Below are 15,720 nucleotides of genomic sequence, written 5' to 3' on the forward strand. Positions count from 1 at the left end.
TTCACGGACGGTGGTTGAGTGATTGTTTCAGGCTCAGGCCGCGCTGGCCTTGGCGGCGGCGGCCGTCTCGCGGAGCACCTCGCCAGCGGCGGCGATGGTGTGGTCGATCTGCTCCACGGTGTGCACGGCGCTGATGAAGTTCAGGTCGCGGCGGAGGATGACGCCCCGGCGGGCCATTCCGGCCTGGAAGGGGATCATCTTCTCGATGTGCTCGGGGATGACCTTGCTGAAGCGGAAGAAGGGCACGGCGTCGTAGCCGATGACCTCCAGGGTGGAGCCCGTCTCGCGCGCGTGGGCGTTGACGCCGTCGCGCAGGCGGCGGCCCATGCTGGCGATGTGCTCGACGTAGTTCGTGCTCCGGTACTCCTTGATGACGGCCTCGCACACGGCCAGCGACAGCATCTCACCGCCGAAGGTGGTGGACACCTGGAGGTCGCTCAGGCGGGAGAGGTACTTCTCCGGGCCGGCGATGGCGGACAGGGGCATGCCCGCGGCGATGCCCTTGGACAGCGTGACGAAGTCCGCCCGGATGTTGAAGTACTGCTGCGCGCCGCCCAGGGCCAGGCGGAAGCCGGTGACGACCTCGTCCAGGACGAACAGCACGCCGTGCTTCGCGCAGGTCTCCTTCACCTGGAGGAGGAACTCGCGGGTGACGGTGCGGTTGTACGGGATGGCCAGCAGCACACAGGCCAGCTGGGCGCCGTGCTTCTCGATGTGCTCGATGAGCGCGGGCTCGTCCGGGGGCGTGAAGAGCGGCAGGCGGGTGGTGAGCTTCGCGACCGTCGGGGGCACGCCCGGCGTGTCATACATGAAGTGGTCGTGCCAGCCGTTGTAGCCCACGGTGACGATGTGCTCGCGGCCGGTGAGGTGGCGCGACAGGCGCACGGCGGCGGAGGTGGCGTCCGCGCCCGTCTTGAAGAAGCGGGCCATCTCCGCGCCGGGAATCACCTCCACCAGCGCCTTCACGGAGGAGACCTCCACCGGCGTGGGCAGCGAGTGGATGATGCCTTCCGCCAGGTGCTTGCGGATGGTCTCCGCGACGGCCGGGTGGTTGTGGCCGAGCATGTTGGCGCCCAGCGCCTGGATGAAGTCGATGTACTCCTGACCGTCCGCGTCCTCCACCAGCGCGCCGTTGCCCCTGGCGAGGAACACGGGGAAGGCGCCGGGGGCGAAGTGGTCCGGCTTCTTCATCATCGTCTGGGTGACGCCGGGGACCCACTTGCGGGCCTCGGCGAGCAGCTGGTTGGAGCGCTCCAGCTTGAGCTCACCCACGATGGGGCGTGGCAGTGACGGGTGACGGGGTGCTGTCTGGGACATGGAAGGGTCCTGGTGAGGGGTGGAGAGGGATTCAGGGCGCGGGCGTCGCGTCCAGCCGCACGGCGCGGCCCACGAAGGTCCACAAGAGCCCGAGCGCGAGCGCGGAGATGACCACGGCCAGCCAGCCCAGCTGCGCGAAGCCGATGAGCGTGCCGTCCGGCGCGCTGGTGAGCAGCAGGCCGCCCATCCACGCGGCGAGCCCGGAGGCCCCGTCGCTGGCGGCGATGTTGACCGCGAGGTAGCGGCCCCGGATTGACGGCGGCACCTGCGACGCGACCAGCGCCATGGTGGGGATGGCGCGGCCGGAGGTGAGCGTCATGAAGAGCACGAAGACGACGGCCACCACCGGCAGCGGAGACGGAGGCAGGTGGGTGAAGAGCAGGTGCGGCGCCATGGTGGCGACGAGCAGCAGCGCCAGCGCGCGTGCGGGGCCCAGGCGATCCGCCATCCGGCCAATCCAGCGCGAGCTCACGAAGGTGGCCGCGCCGCCCGCCAGGTACACCCAGGGCAGGTCCTTGAGGGACAGGCCCACGTTGCCCACCATGAAGGCGCCCAGGTAGGGGATGAGCAGGAAGCTGGCGAACACCACCGTGAAGGTGAGGCCCCAGCCCAGCGCGAGCCGGGGCGTGAAGCCCGCGGTGGCGGAGGTGGCGCCAGACGCCTGGGACAGGTGCCCGTCCACGCGAGGCAGGAAGCGGAGGAGGAGCAGCCACACCAAGCCCGCGAGCGCCGCGAGGACGATGAACGGCGCGCGCCAGCCTCCAAGGTTCGCGAGGCCCAGGCCCAGCGGCACGCCCGCGACGGCGGACAGCGCGTAGGCCGTCATCACGGTGCCAATGGCCTGGCCCCGGCGCTCCGCGGGCACCGTGTCGCTGACGATGGCGATGACGACGGCGCCCATCAGCCCCGCGCAGCCTCCGGCGACGGTGCGGGCGATGAGCAGACCCGTGGCCCCGGTGGCCGCGCCGCAAAGGAGCGTGGCGATGATGAAGCCCGCGTAGAGCATCAGCAGCGTGCGCTTGCGCTCCAGGCGATCCAGCCAGAACACGCCCAGCACGCCCATGGCCGCGGACGCGAGCGTGTATGCGGACACCAGCGCTCCGAACCGCGTCGCCGACAGCGAGAGCCGCTGCATCAGCAACGGGCCCAGCGGCATCAGCATCATGAAGTCGACGACGTGGGTGAACTGCACTGCCGCGAGGAGCCACAGCAGCGTGCGCTCACGCGGGGCGGGGGAGGGAGCACTCAAGACAATCACCTGAATCCAGACACACGCCGGCCATGGCCTGTCCCGGCAATGCCAGGCAGGGCTCGGCCAGGCCCGGGCGCACTTCGCGCCGGACCGCCGTGTTTTGTTGCAACTTAGCGAATGATAATGAGAATCAACATCACAAGTCTTCCGGAGTCAATGGGAAAGCGGGTTCTGTGACGCAAACGTCTCTCCAAGGCCTTGCGGCGTACGTCCGGCTTGACGGTCTGCAATGGGGACGGAAGGGTGGGTGGAGCACAGTCCGTCCCCGTTCGTTCCGATCAAGGAGTCGCTGGTGAAGAAGCTCGTCAATGCGCCGCGCGCGGTGGTCCAGGAGATGTTGGAGGGGTTCGTGGCGCTGGCGCCGGGCCAGGCGTTGCTGGAGGGGGAGACGGTGGTGGTGCGCGCGGACGTGCCGGCGGCGCTGGGGGCGAGGAAGGTGGCGGTGTTGTCGGGTGGTGGCAGCGGCCACGAGCCGGCGCACGCGGGCTACGTGGGGACGGGGATGCTGCACGCGGCGGTGGCGGGGGACGTGTTCACGTCACCCAGCACGGACGCGGTGCTGGCGGCGATCCGCGCGGTGGCGGGGACAGCGGGGGCGCTGCTCATCGTGAAGAACTACACGGGGGACCGGCTCAACTTCGGGCTCGCGGCGGAGCTGGCGCGGGCGGAGGGGATTCCCACGGAAGTGGTGGTGGTGGCGGACGACGTGGCGCTGCGGGACACGGTGGAGCCCGAGCGGCGCCGGGGCATCGCCGGCGTGGTGCTGGTGCACAAGGTGGCGGGGGCCGCGGCCGCGGCGGGAGCGTCGCTGGCGGAGGTCGCGCGCGAGGCCTCCGAAGCAGCGGCGGCGCTGGGCAGCATGGGCGTGGCCTTGGGGCCGTGCACGGTGCCCGCGGCGGGCCTGCCGGGCTTCGCGTTGGGGGAGGGAGAGGTGGAGCTGGGGCTGGGCATCCACGGCGAGCAAGGGGTGCGCCGTGTGGCATTGCAGCCCGCGGACGTGCTGGCGGACACGTTGCTGGCCACCATCGTGGAGGACCGGAAGGTGGGCCGGGGGGACCGGGTGGCGTTGATGGTGAATGGGTTGGGAGGCACGCCGCCCATGGAGCTGGCCATCGTGACGCGCAGGGCGCTGGCGTTCCTGGCGGAGCGGGGCGTGAAGGTGGAGCGCGCGTGGCAGGGCACGTTCCTGTCCGCGTTGGAGATGCCGGGGTGTTCGCTGACGTTGCTGAAGGTGGATGACGCGCGGCTCGCGCGGTTGGACGCGCCGACGGAGGCGCCAGCGTGGCCGGGTCGGGGGCAGGTGGTGACGCGCAGGCAGGTGGTGCCGACGCGCGCCGCGCTGCCGACGGTGAAGGGGCATCCGAAGCCGCAGCCGGTGATGGCGCAGGTGCGCGCGGCGGCACTGGCGGTGGCGGACGCCTGGGACGCGGCCGAGGCTCGGCTGACGGAGCTGGACAGCAAGGCGGGGGATGGAGACCTGGGCTTGAGTCTGGCGCGTGGCGCGGCGGCGATCCGTGCGTTGCCGGAGGGGGCGTGGGCCACGCCGTCGGGTGCGTTGACGGAGCTGGGACAGGCGTTGCGCCGGAGCATCGGCGGCAGCTCCGGGCCGTTCTACGCGACGGCGCTGCTGCGGGCGGCGCGCTTCCTGGCGAACAAGCCGGCGGACGCGGCGGCCTGGGCGAAGGCGTTCGAAGTGGGAGTGGAGGCGGTGTCGGAGCTGGGTGGGGCGAAGCCGGGGGACCGGACGATGGTGGATGCGCTGCATCCGGCTGCGGCGACGCTGGTGCGCGCGGTCCGGGAGGGGCGGCCGCTGGGGGACGCGTGGGTGGAAGCGACGCGCGCGGCGGAGCAGGGCGCGGAGGCGACCGCGAGCATGTCACCGCGACTGGGCCGGGCCAGCTACCTGGGGGAGCGCGCGAAGGGGGTTCCGGACGCGGGGGCCGCGGCGGTCGTGATCTGGATGAAGGCGCTGGGTGGGCGCGCGGGGTGACGCGGCTCAGGCTTCGTTGTCGGGCAGGAGCGTGAGGAGCAGCGTGTCGTCGGGTCCTAACGGGCGCCAGCCGGCCGGAGGTGGGTGGGTGCGTAGGGTCGCCATGAGTTGATCCGCACGCTCCTGATGGGACTCAGGCGTGTAACCACTCCAGCGGCCGAGCGCCTTGGCGACTGCGAACCGCGACGCGTCATCCATCACAGCTGGCCAGCCTTGGGGAAGGCTCTGCGAAAGCATGCGCACGAGTACGCCGCGTACGAACCGAGTGACCTGGTTGCGCTGCTCCGCCTCAGCGAACAGCCCGCTCAGGATCTGGGCTCCTACGATGTCGCCCTTCCCCAAATCCTCTGCCAGTTCCACCAGCGAAGCGGTAGGGCGCGTATCGGCGAATGCGGTGATGGAATCGTAGCCGCGCTCACGAACCCGCTCGTAGAGACGCGCCCTCCAGTCGCCATGCCACGAGCGTCCGCCGGTCATCGCCTTCTCCCCGACGTGAATCGCATGGGGATCCCTTGGTCATGCATGGTCTCAGCGACAATGTTCAGGATCTCGGTCCGCGTCAATGTACGGCCAGCTTCGCGCTCGGCTGTGGTCAAGGTGCTCATGATCATCTGATTCCACTCCCTGGGCCACAGGCGGCCCAGGCGCCAGTCGCCTCCGCCGTGAATTGCTTCGTGGTGTGACTGCTCCAGGCGGACGCAGAACTGGTCGATGTCCATCTCGCCTGTGAACACGCGTTTCTCGAACCACTCGCGATGCTCCTGCGGCAGGACGTGGTGCCTCGGTGCGCTGGACATCCCGGCTCCGGCCCTGCCGGTCTCATGCATGGCGCGAACCTCGGGGCTGTCTCCCAGTGCTTCGCGCACACCCCTGGGCAGGTCCTGCTTCGCCTGTGACATCCACACCTGACCCGCGTGGATGCGGACCGCAGCGCTGACGACGGGCGCGGAGATGACGCCCGCCTGTACCAGACTGCGCATCCGCTCGATCCACTCGGCGGTGACGACGACACGCGAGCCCAGCATCACGCCTCCCGAGCCCATCGCGAGCCCCACTCCGAGCGTGACGGGCGCGGCGGGTGGTGGCCTCGGCAGCGTCGCCTTCAGGGCTGAGACCAGCGTGACCATTTCGAGGAGCTGGGCCGCCGCGACGACCCGCCCGCCACGCTCCATCGCTACACGTGCACCTTCCTGGATGGACTGAAACTCTCGGGTGAGTTGCCCCATCAGTCCAGGCATCGCGGTCGCTGTGGCCCGCACCTTGTCCGGGTCCATTGACGCGAGCGCCGTCATGGCGGGCTCGATCCGCTTCTGCACACGGCCCAGGTCCACGAACAGGCGCTCGACTCCGTAGAAAGGACACTCCTGCTGGATGACCTCCGCGAGCCGCAGGAAATCGAGCCACGTGGCCAGGAGCATCGCGCCGGACATCACGGCCTCGAGACGCGGACCTGTCAGGCGGAGGATTCCCGCTCGCATGTCCGCGTCCTCCACCGTCTCCGATGCGACCGCGAGCGAAGTGACTCTCGCGGTCGCACCCCTCAGCCATGGCACCTGGATGGCGCCATAGTCGGTGTACCGGGTGAAGATGCCGTCGGAACCTCCCAGGCCCTTCGTGTTCTCCGCGAGCCTGGGGAGCGTCCGGGCGATGCCTTCCACCGTGTCCTTCACGTCCCCAAGGACTTCGATGACAGCCTGATGGGTGAGGGGAGCGGACGATTGCCCGCCTCTCCGGGGCCGCGCGTCAGGGGCGCGCCGACGCTCCTGCGAGTCATCGGGTGCGAAGGCGGCCCTCTGGCGAAGCACTCTCGAACCGCTACGGCGCTCAGGCGCCTCCACGCCCGCGCATCCTGAGACAATCAAGACCGCGCACAGCGCCAAGACCCCTTCGCGCATGGACTCCTCCCCAAGCGGCGCAAACCCTTGCGACGCATTGGCAGCCCCACCACGTTAGCTGGAAGACGCCAGGTCCGGAGGGTGGATGAAAGACTCACGCAAGGACGGAATGAGGAACCCCACACCACGCACTCCCCAGCAAGGGGGGATGTCTCGGGGAATGGGGAATGCAGGGCCCCAAGCCATGGGGGGCCCGGTTGCCTCCAGCCAGGGGGGCCGGATGCCAGGCGCGATGAGCGGAAGCTCGGCCGGTGCCATGAGCCCCTCCACCGGCAATGGCGCTGGCAAGGGTGGGCAGGGGGGCATGGGCCGCGGCGGGCCCCAGGGCGGACCGCCGAGGCCTCATCGCAAGTGCGGTACCATGGAGGTTCATCGCCGCCTCCTCAGCACTCATCCCGAGTACATCAGGGCCCGATCGAGCATCGAGAACCTGGCGCTGGCTTTTCAGCGCGGACAGCGGAAAAGCGAGCGACAGGGCGTCGTCCGGATTCCTGTCGTGGTCCATGTCGTCTGGAATACCGCGCAGCAGAACATCTCCGACGCGCAGATCCAGAGCCAGATGGACGTGCTCAACCTGGACTTCCGGCAGCTGAACCCAGACATCTCGCAGGTCCCGGCGGCATTTCAAAGCCTGATCGCCGACGCGGAGGTGGAGTTCTTCCTGGCCTCGCGCGCACCGGATGGGAGCCCCACCAATGGAATCACGCGGACCCAGACGAACACCAAGTCCTTCCAGAGTGACGACCGCGTCAAGTCACAGGCAACAGGCGGGGCCGACGCATGGCCTGCCGACAGGTATCTCAATATCTGGGTCTGCCAGCTCGCGGGCGGACTCCTGGGATATGCCCAGTTTCCTGGCGGGCCAGCGGTCACCGACGGCGTAGTCATCACCTATACCGCCTTCGGTACGACAGGGACGGCGGACGCTCCCTTCAACCTGGGGCGCACGGCGACGCATGAGATTGGCCACTGGTTCAATCTCTATCATATCTGGGGAGACGACGGGACCGGCTGCAACGGATCGGATGAGGTCCCCGACACTCCGAACCAGGCGGGGCCGAACACGGGCGTCCCGACCTTCCCGTGCATCAGCTGCGACAACGGACCGGACGGCGACATGTTCATGAACTTCATGGACTATGTCGACGACAGCAGCATGGTGATGTTCTCGCTGGGGCAGGTCGACCGGATGGATGCCTGCCTCGATGGACCCCGGCAATCGTTCGTCACCGAGTCGGTTCCGCGGCTCATTCCCGGTGGGCCCATCGTGTCGTGGGGCGCCGACCGGCTCGACATCTTCGTGCAGGGAATGGATTCAGCGCTGTACCACAAGGCCTGGGACGGCACCGCCTGGCGCCCCTCCGTGACGGATTACGAGTCCCTGGGCGGCCGCTGCAAGAGCCCCGCGGAGGTCGCCTCGTGGGGGCCGGATCGGCTCGATGTCTTCGTATTGGGAATGGACTCGGCGCTGTATCACAAGGCCTGGGATGGGACGGCCTGGTGGCCGTCACTCACTGACTGGGAGGGGCTGGGCGGCCTGTGCACGAGCCCTCCGAGGGCATGCTCCTGGGGGCCGGACCGGCTCGATGTCTTCGTGCTGGGAGCGGACTCGGCGCTGTACCACAAGGCCTGGGATGGGACGGCCTGGCGGCCATCGCCCACCGACTGGGAGTCGCTGGGCGGCTTGTGCGGGAGTCCTCCGGCGCCGGTCTGCTGGGGCCGGGATCGGATCGACGTCTTCGTGCTGGGAATGGACTCGGCGCTGTACCACAAGGCCTGGGATGGGGCGGCCTGGCGGCCATCGCTCACCGACTGGGAGTCGCTGGGCGGCCTGTGCGCGAGCCCTCCGACGGCGGTCTCCTGGGGCCCGGACCGGCTGGATGTCTTCGTGCTGGGAACCGATTCGGTGCTGTATCACAAGGCCTGGGATGGGACGGCCTGGTGGCCCTCGCTCACCGACTGGGAGCCTCTGGGCGGCCTGTGCGCGAGTGCCCCGTCGGTGGTCTCCTGGGGCCCGGACCGGCTGGACATCTTCGTGCTGGGGACGGATTCGGCGGTGTATCACAAGGCCTGGGATGGTCATGCCTGGTGGCCGTCGCTCACCGGCTGGGAATCGCTGGGCGGCCTGTGCTCGAGTCCTCCAAAGGCAGTCTCCTGGGGCCCGGATCGGCTGGACGTCTTCGTGCAGGGCACGGACTCGGCGCTGTACCACAAGGCCTGGGACGGGACGGCCTGGTGGCCGTCGCTCACCGGCTGGGAGTCGCTGGGCGGCACCCTCTCGACCTTGCGTGAAGCCGTCATGGCGGCGCCGCTGTCGTTGCCGCAGGCGGCGCGTGACATCCGGCCCACGAGCGCGGGCTTTCACGGGCGCGCATGAGCTCGCTCCCCACATCCCTCTTCCGCCGCTGGGGGCACTCCTTCGAGGAGGATGCCCCCGGGGCGGCGGTGTACAGGCCGGCGGACTACGCCTTTCCGCGAGCACGTGGCCGCGGCGGCATCGAGTTCGGGCCCGATGGAACATTCATCGAGTGGTCCATCGGCCGGGGTGACGCCGCGCAGCCGCTCCGGGGACGCTGGACGGACGAAGGGAATGGTCGCCTGCGGATCCACTTCGACGGAGACGCCCATCCAGCCCAGACGTTGGAAGTCCTGGAGGTCAATGACTCCATCCTGCGGGTGAAGCAGCGGGGGGCGTAGGCCTATCCGGGAAGCCGTACCGGCGAGCTGCGACGCGCGGGACGCCGGGCCGGGAGCACGTCGATGAGCGACTGGGCTTCCTCCCAGCCCACGCTGGGCAGGATGACGTGCGAACCCGCCACGTCGATGCGCACGTGCCCGATGCCGTAGCCGCGCTCCAGCGGTCCCTGTCTCGCGCGGACGGACTGGATGCGGGAGCGCTGCACCACCGTCGTGCGCCTGCGCCAGAAGCCCTGGCGCACCACCACCAGGGCTTCCGTGACGAGCCAGCCCTGGAAGCGCCAGTCGAACCAGGCGCCCAGCAGCTGCGCGGGCAGCAGCAGCCACGCCACCGCGCCCCATGCTCCCCAGAACCAGGTCGCTGGCGCCGCCACCAGCACGCTCAGGCCCACCGCGCGGATCCGTGCGCGCAGGAGTGCCTTGGGATGCGCCCGCTGGAAGGGCATGGCGTCGGGCAGCTCCGGCACGAACTCCCGCAGCAACTCCGGCATCCGCGCCGTGGGCACCACCGGCACCAGCAGTTCCGCGCGGTCCGCGGACTCCTTGCCCGTGCGGACGCCCGCCGTCTCCACCTCCACGGAACCAAAGCCCAGCGTGCGGCGCAGGAAGGGTTCATCCAGCACCACCTGCTGGATGCGCGCCCGCCGCACCGTCACCTGCCGGCGGGTGATCAGCCCGCCCACCGCTCGCAGGTGCGTGCCCGTGTCCACCAGCCGGAAGCCATGGAACTGCAACACCGCTCTCACGCCACTCACCAGCCACAGGCCGAACACCCCCGCGAGCGCCGCCACCGTCGCGGCCAGCCAGCCCATGCCCGGTGCCGCGAGCGCGTCCCAGTGGGCCTCCATCCATGGCAGCAGCAGCTTGTGGAAGGTCTCGGTGATTTCATGCAGCGCGCCCATCACCACCGCGATGACGCCCAGCCCCAGCGCGGTCGCGCCGTAGAGCAGCAGGCCTCCCAGGTGGGCCTCGGAGAGCACGCGCTCCTCCGGCGCGGCTTCGCCAGGCAGGAGCACCGCCGCCGTGCCTTCGCCTTTCACGGCCTGGAGCGCGTGGATCAACGCCTGGGCTTCCTCGGGCGTCAGTCCTCGCAGATGGCCGTCCGCCTTGCCTCCGGAGGCCGTCTCCACCTTCACCTCCACCAGCCCGAGCAGCTTCGACACGAAGGGCTGCAAGACCTCCGTGTTCTGAACCCGCGCGGCTTCGATGAAGCGTGAAGTCCGCGTGAAGATGCCCGAGCGGATCTCCAGCTGCGCGCCCACCACCCGGTAGCTCAGCGTGGCCACCTCATAGAGCCCGGCGGCGAGCAGCAGGATCGCGATGCTGAGCACGATCCCCCAGAGGACCACCGGTAGGCCGCGCTCACCCGCGAAGTAGGTGGGCAGCAGCGCGCCCAGGAGCATGCGGCCAATCGTCGCCGACAGGGGCACCAGCGCCGCGAGCGGCGCCTTCGCGCTCAGCCGCTTCCAGGGCACCTCCTCCGGGACGGCCAGCGCCACCGGCTCAGACGACATCGTCGGCCTCGCGCCGCACCAACCGCTCGCGCAGGGAGTCCGCGGTCTCCCGCGTCAGGCCGGGAATTTCTCCGTCCGCGCCACTGCCCGCGGCCGTGTAGATCTGCAGGCGCGCAAGTCCCAGCGAACGCTCGATGGGCCCCTGGTGCACGTCCACGTGCTGGATGCGTCCCGCCGGGATGGACACCACTTCATGCAGGAGCACGCCGTGGGAGATGACCAGGTCGTGCTCGCGCAGCGCCCAGCCCCAGCGCTCGTGCGCGCGTTGCGGATACCACGCCGTCAACACGCTCAATCCCAGCACCACCGCGCACGGCAACAGGAACGGCCAGTGTTCGTTGCCGGCGAAGCTCAACCCCATCGCCACGGCGAACGCGACTCCACCGTAGATGCCCATGCGCAGGAGCGCCCGGATGCGGAACAGCGTGAGCGCTCCGCGAGGAAGGCGTTCCAGCGTCGGCAGAGGGGCGGTCATCGGGGCCTCCGGGAGAAGGCCCGAATCTACTCCATCAAGCCTGTAAAGCTGAACAGGGCTTCATGTTACGTCGCCTGGCGCAGGCCGAACGCGGCGCCCGGTCCGGGAGGTCAGGGCGACCACGGCACCCAGGGGATCCCACAGCACGGTGGATGCGACACCCTCCGCGGCGGCCCGAGCCGCTCTGCTCCCAGCGTGACGAAGCGCTGCACGGAGGCGCCCACGTCGGGGACGTCAATGTGTCAGTGGACGGGCCCGGAGGAGTAGAGCCGTGCTCAGCTGGGAGCGCTGGCGGAGTCCTGGGAGAGCACCTCACGGAGCTCATCGACGGTGACGGAGAGGAGCACGGTGTCACTCACCGAATGCACCAGGCGCGTCGGAACGTAGATGCGCCCCGCGTGGAAGTAGTTCCAGTAGACGCCGAACTCATCGGAAGCCTCCGACGTCAACTTCACCTGGATGGAGTCGATCTTCCATGTCTCGCTGTCGATGGACAGGGTCTCCACGTTCCCGAGCGCCTGACCTCCGGCCGCGACGACCATGCGACCTTGGGCGATGGTTTCCGCGAATAACATGGGGGCTGTTCCTCCGTTCGCTTACAAAGATGGGGATGCCGCGAGCGAGGTGCCGCCATTCCTCGGCACGGGCGACGGACGGGGCTCCGCATGCCTGCCCACCGAAGCAGGCGTGAGCCTGATGAGCTTCATCCGGGCGAGCAGCCGCATCACCTGCCACGTGGGATCCAGCTCGAAGCGCCGGGCGGCGAAGTCGGGGCTCGTCGGCCGGGCATGGTGGTTGTTCTGGAAGAGTTCGCCCATGCACAGCACGAAGTGCATGGGCAAGAGCGCCCAATGCCACCGGCGCGTCGCGAACCGCCAGTAGAACAGCGCGTAGAGCGCGCCAAAGGTGATGCGCGTGGGCCAGCGGCTGAAGAGACGATCCACCGCGGGCCACTCCGGGAAGCCCCCGAGGAAGCGCGGCTCGGAGGAGATGCTCCGGGTCAGCAGCCCCGCGTAGCGGCGCGCCGTGTGGAGCATCATCCGCAACGGGTTCTTCTGGTGCGAGGGGGAGTGCGGATCCCGTTCCGTGTCCACGTAGGCGTGGTGCTCGCGATGGAGGATCGCGTAGGCGCGCGGGTCGAGGTAGCTCGAACCCTGCACCAGTGCCGTCGACAGGTGGAGCGCCCGCTCGGTGCGAGGCCCCATCGTGAACATGCGGTGCGCGGCGTAACGGTGCTGAAAGAGGCTTTGGAAGAGGACGCTCAGGGACCAATGGGATGCGAAGAAGAAGGGGACCATGGCGGAGAAACGCCCCCTTCGTGTCATCGTCCTGTCAGGGGTGACCCGATGCCTGTTTGGCGCGCTCCGGCCCGTTCGGGTCCGCCTGGAAGGGGCGGGCGTCCCAGGGCAGCGCCAGGCGGAAGGTCGTTCCAAGGTCGGCGTCGCTCGTCAACTCGACCCTTCCGCCGTGCGCCTGGGCGCACCCCCACACCAGCGTCAGTCCCAGTCCCCAGCCTTTCGCCGGCCCCGTCTTCGCGGAGCGGGTCCGGATGAAGGGCTTGAAGATGGACTCCTGGTCGGCACGCGCGATCATCGGCCCCTGGTTGTGCACGGAGACTTGCGCTTGCGTGCCGGTCGCCGTGAGGGTGAAGGTGATGGGGCTGTCGGCCGCTCCGTACTTGAGCGCGTTGGTGCCCAGGTTCCACAAGGCGCGGCGCAGTTCCTCGGCGCTCCAGATGCCCCGGACGTGAGCCTCCCCATCGAGCACGAAGCGCTCTCCATGGAGCATCGTCAGTTCATCGACGACATCGCGGGCGATTCTTCCCAGGTCGCACACGTCGAGCCGGAGCGGCAGCCGTTGGCCTGCCTGGATGCGATTGGCGTCGAGCAGATCCCGTACCATCTGGTCCGCCCGTTCGATGTTCCGTTCGATCCGCAGCGCCAGGTCGCGCCGCGCCTCCAGCTTCTCCGGAGCCCGGAGGAGCCTGTGTGCACCCATCTTCGCCGTCGACAAGGGGCCACGGAGGTCATGGGCCAGGATGTTGACGAACTGCTCGCGGAGGCCGCGTTCGGTCTGGAGCGCTTCGACCTTCTCCTGGAGGTTCGTGTACAGCCGGGCGTTTTCCAGGTGGACGCTCAGGTGCTGGCCCAGCGTCTGGAGCCGCTGCTTCTCCCGGCCGGTGAACTCGCGGGTGTCGGTCAGCCCGACGTAGAGCACGCCCATCAGGGCCCGGTGGGCGGGCAGCCGGACCCCGAGCAGGGAGTGGATGCCTCCCTGGCGGAGCGACGCGCTCACCTCGAGCGTGGTGGTCATGGCGTCCAGGAGGGAGTAGGTCTCCTCGCCCGCCGCCACGATGCTCCCGGGAAAGCTCTTGGGGTCCAGAGAGGTCGCGTAGTGCTCCAGTTGCTCGTTGGCGGCTCCCGCGGAGGCCGTGGTGACCAGGCGCTCGCCCTCTGGCTCATACAGCAACAAGGCGCCGCTCTGGGCGCCCATGGCCTCCAGGATGACCTCAAGCAGCTCCCTGAATCGATCCCGGCTGCTCGGCTCGTCCAGCCTGAGGGCCTCAATGGCCACTTTCTGGAGGAGTCGCAGGTAGCGCTTCTCCGTCTGTTCTTCCTCCAGCAGGTGCTTGCCGAAGAGGTTCGCCACGGCTTCCATGGCAACGTGCAGCTCGGCGTAGAGCCGCTCGACGTCCTGTCCGGCGGGCTGCTCGCTGAGGGGCGTGGTGGCCCAGGTCCGGGTGATGCACCTCCCCAGGATGGCGAACTCCTCGACGACCTCCGCCACATGGAAGCCCTGGCGAAGCCGCGCGGACACATGGCTTTCGACGTGCTGCCGCTGCTTGTTGTCGCCATCACCGCCCGATGCCCGCGCTTCCGCGAGGGAAGCGAGATAGATGGGCATGACGTTCCTGAACTCGGGGCTGTCCAGGCCACGGGCCGACGCGGCCCGGGTTGCCTCTTCCATCCAGCACTGGATGATCTCCGAGTGATGGCTCCGGATGACCTCCGCGATGCTCGCCATGGTCCGTCCCCCGCCCATTGCCAGGCAATCGATTTCAAGCTGGCCGCCGCAAGCCCCGGGTGCAATGGAAAGACCGATCAGGGAGGCTCCTCCTCCAGGGCAGCAGCCAGCCGTAAGGGCGGCCCGGCTGTCTATACGTCGATGCCGTCCCTGCGCAGTTCGTCCGCCTGGGCGAGCTGCGCCAACGTCCCCGGTGGCGGCGAGTACCAGCCCGGATCGCCGTATCCATCCAGGCGATCTCTCACCTTGAGGATCGTGAACATGCCTCCCATGGTGATCTCGTCGTAGGGCCCCTTGCCGCCGACCATGGGGATGGAGTTCGCGGGCATGGGCATGTGGTGCATGCCCGCCATGTCCCCCATGCCCGTCTGTCCCATCGTCATGTAGCCGGGCAGCAGGGGGCGCACCTTCGCGTCCAGGCCTCCAGGCTTCACGCCAATCATGTTCGGGATTTCGTGGCCCATCTGGTTCATCACGTGGTGGGTCATGTGGCAGTGCATGGCCCAGTCACCGGGTTCGTCCGCCACGAACTCGATGGTGCGCGTGCTCCCCGTGGGCACCAGCACCGTCGTCTCCGGCAACTGCGCGCTCTCCTGGATGCGGCCTCCGTCCGTCTCCGTGATGCGGAACTGGAAGCCGTGCAGGTGGATGGGGTGGTGGTCCATCGCGCTCAGGTTGCCGAAGCGGATCCGCACCCGCTCGCCCTTGCGCACCACCAGCGGCTCCGTGCCCGGGAACGCCTTCGCGTTCATCGTCAGGATGTTGAAGTCCGTCATCTCGTTGGGGTCCGGACGCATGGTCCCCGGGTCGATGCGCCACTCGTGCAGCATGATGGCGAAGTCCCGGTCGATGCGCGGCCCCACCGGCTTGCGCGGGTGGATGATGAACAGGCCCACCATGCCCAGCGCCATCTGCGTCATCTCGTCGTGGTGCGAGTGATACATGCACGTCCCCGACTGGCGCACCGTGAACTCGTACCGGTAGGTCTCTCCCGGAGCGATGGCCTTCTGGCTCAGCCCGCCCACGCCGTCCATGCCGCTGGGGAGGAGGACGCCGTGCCAGTGCACCGTGGTGGACGCAGGCAGCCGGTTCGTGACGTAGAAGCGCACGCGGTCGCCCTCCACCACCTCGATGGTGGGCCCGTGCACGTGGCCGTTGTAACCCCAGCACGTGGCCTTGAGGCCGGGCGCGAACTCGTGCTCCACCTCCTGGGCCACCAGGTGGAACACCTTCACGCCGCCCACGTCCTTCCACGGCAGCTTCGCGCCGTTGGGCACGACGACAGGCCGGTAGTCGCGCCCCTCCTTCCCGGGCGGCAGATGCGATTGCCGGGCGACCTTGCCTCCCGTGTCCGCCGCGGACCCTTCGCGCGGGGCCTTCGCGCCGGGCACGCTGGATTGCGCCTGGGCTGCGCGGCCGTGCATCAGCAGGGCGCCCGTCGCCAGCGTCGCGCCCGTGCGCGCGAGCAGACCGCGGCGCGTGAGCGAGGGAGCTTCGGATTGCGTGTCCCCGGAGGGGCCCTGGGTTTCGTCAGTGGGCTTCATGGTGCTCATGGG

General features: G+C 69.1%; 13 protein-coding genes. 3 read left to right on the plus strand and 10 right to left on the minus strand.

All coding sequences use genetic code 11. From position 1 onward, the window contains the following. Window positions 1-33: 33 nt before the first annotated feature. Together mxcL and mxcK are read right to left on the minus strand one after the other, a co-directional pair. A complete protein-coding gene (mxcL, locus tag D7V80_RS00970) occupies window positions 34-1,317 on the minus strand; it encodes a myxochelin B biosynthesis transaminase MxcL (RefSeq protein ID WP_120586377.1) in 1,284 nt (427 codons plus the stop codon). 31 nt (window positions 1,318-1,348) lie between these two features. Then, the gene (mxcK, locus tag D7V80_RS00975; protein ID WP_120586378.1) at window positions 1,349-2,575 is read right to left on the minus strand and encodes a myxochelin export MFS transporter MxcK; all 1,227 of its coding nucleotides are present in this window, start codon (window positions 2,573-2,575) and stop codon (window positions 1,349-1,351) included. Between the two features lie 286 nt (window positions 2,576-2,861). Between mxcK and D7V80_RS00980 the strand changes: the two genes are divergently transcribed. Beyond that, a complete protein-coding gene (locus tag D7V80_RS00980) occupies window positions 2,862-4,559 on the plus strand; it encodes a dihydroxyacetone kinase family protein (protein ID WP_120586393.1) in 1,698 nt (565 codons plus the stop codon). A 6-nt stretch (window positions 4,560-4,565) separates the two neighbouring features. Here the strand turns inward: D7V80_RS00980 and D7V80_RS00985 are convergent, their stop codons facing one another. Further along, complete coding sequence (locus D7V80_RS00985) at window positions 4,566-5,036, minus strand: NUDIX hydrolase (protein ID WP_120586379.1); 471 nt, start codon at window positions 5,034-5,036, stop codon at window positions 4,566-4,568. After that, complete coding sequence (locus tag D7V80_RS00990; RefSeq protein ID WP_233585056.1) at window positions 5,033-6,229, minus strand: DUF2380 domain-containing protein; 1,197 nt, start codon at window positions 6,227-6,229, stop codon at window positions 5,033-5,035. Before D7V80_RS00990 ends, D7V80_RS00985 begins: the two co-directional genes overlap by 4 nt. Window positions 6,230-6,950: 721 nt before the next feature. On the opposite strand from D7V80_RS00990, the gene D7V80_RS00995 reads away from it, so the two are divergent. Together D7V80_RS00995 and D7V80_RS42105 are read left to right on the plus strand one after the other, a co-directional pair. Next, window positions 6,951-8,831, plus strand: a complete 1,881-nt coding sequence (locus D7V80_RS00995) for a M43 family zinc metalloprotease (RefSeq protein WP_233585057.1) — start codon at window positions 6,951-6,953, stop codon at window positions 8,829-8,831. After that, complete coding sequence (locus tag D7V80_RS42105; protein WP_199738327.1) at window positions 8,828-9,151, plus strand: hypothetical protein; 324 nt, start codon at window positions 8,828-8,830, stop codon at window positions 9,149-9,151. Before D7V80_RS00995 ends, D7V80_RS42105 begins: the two co-directional genes overlap by 4 nt. Window positions 9,152-9,153: 2 nt before the next feature. Here the strand turns inward: D7V80_RS42105 and D7V80_RS01005 are convergent, their stop codons facing one another. The 6 genes from D7V80_RS01005 to D7V80_RS01030 all read right to left on the minus strand — a co-directional run bounded on the left by D7V80_RS01005 (window position 9,154) and on the right by D7V80_RS01030 (window position 15,717). After that, entirely contained in the window at window positions 9,154-10,665 is a 1,512-nt protein-coding gene (locus D7V80_RS01005; RefSeq protein ID WP_120586382.1) for a PH domain-containing protein, read from the minus strand. Continuing rightward, entirely contained in the window at window positions 10,655-11,140 is a 486-nt protein-coding gene (locus D7V80_RS01010; protein WP_120586383.1) for a PH domain-containing protein, read from the minus strand. The genes D7V80_RS01005 and D7V80_RS01010 overlap by 11 nt, the downstream gene beginning before the upstream one ends. Before the next feature lie 275 nt (window positions 11,141-11,415). Beyond that, on the minus strand, window positions 11,416-11,715 hold the full coding sequence (locus tag D7V80_RS01015; protein ID WP_199738328.1) for a PRC-barrel domain containing protein: 300 nt from the start codon (window positions 11,713-11,715) through the stop codon (window positions 11,416-11,418). A gap of 21 nt (window positions 11,716-11,736) precedes the next feature. After that, window positions 11,737-12,438: an acyl-CoA desaturase gene (locus D7V80_RS01020; protein ID WP_120586385.1), complete on the minus strand. Its 702-nt coding sequence runs from the start codon at window positions 12,436-12,438 to the stop codon at window positions 11,737-11,739. Window positions 12,439-12,472: 34 nt separating this feature from the next. Beyond that, window positions 12,473-14,164 carry an ATP-binding protein gene (locus D7V80_RS01025; protein WP_120586386.1) on the minus strand — a complete coding sequence of 564 codons (1,692 nt, stop codon included), beginning with the start codon at window positions 14,162-14,164 and terminating at the stop codon, window positions 12,473-12,475. A 131-nt stretch (window positions 14,165-14,295) separates the two neighbouring features. Beyond that, entirely contained in the window at window positions 14,296-15,717 is a 1,422-nt protein-coding gene (locus D7V80_RS01030) for a multicopper oxidase family protein (RefSeq protein WP_120586387.1), read from the minus strand. Between the last annotated feature and the right edge of the window lie 3 nt (window positions 15,718-15,720).

The sequence above is a fragment of the Corallococcus sp. CA054B genome (genome assembly GCF_003611625.1).
GTDB lineage: Bacteria > Myxococcota > Myxococcia > Myxococcales > Myxococcaceae > Corallococcus > Corallococcus coralloides.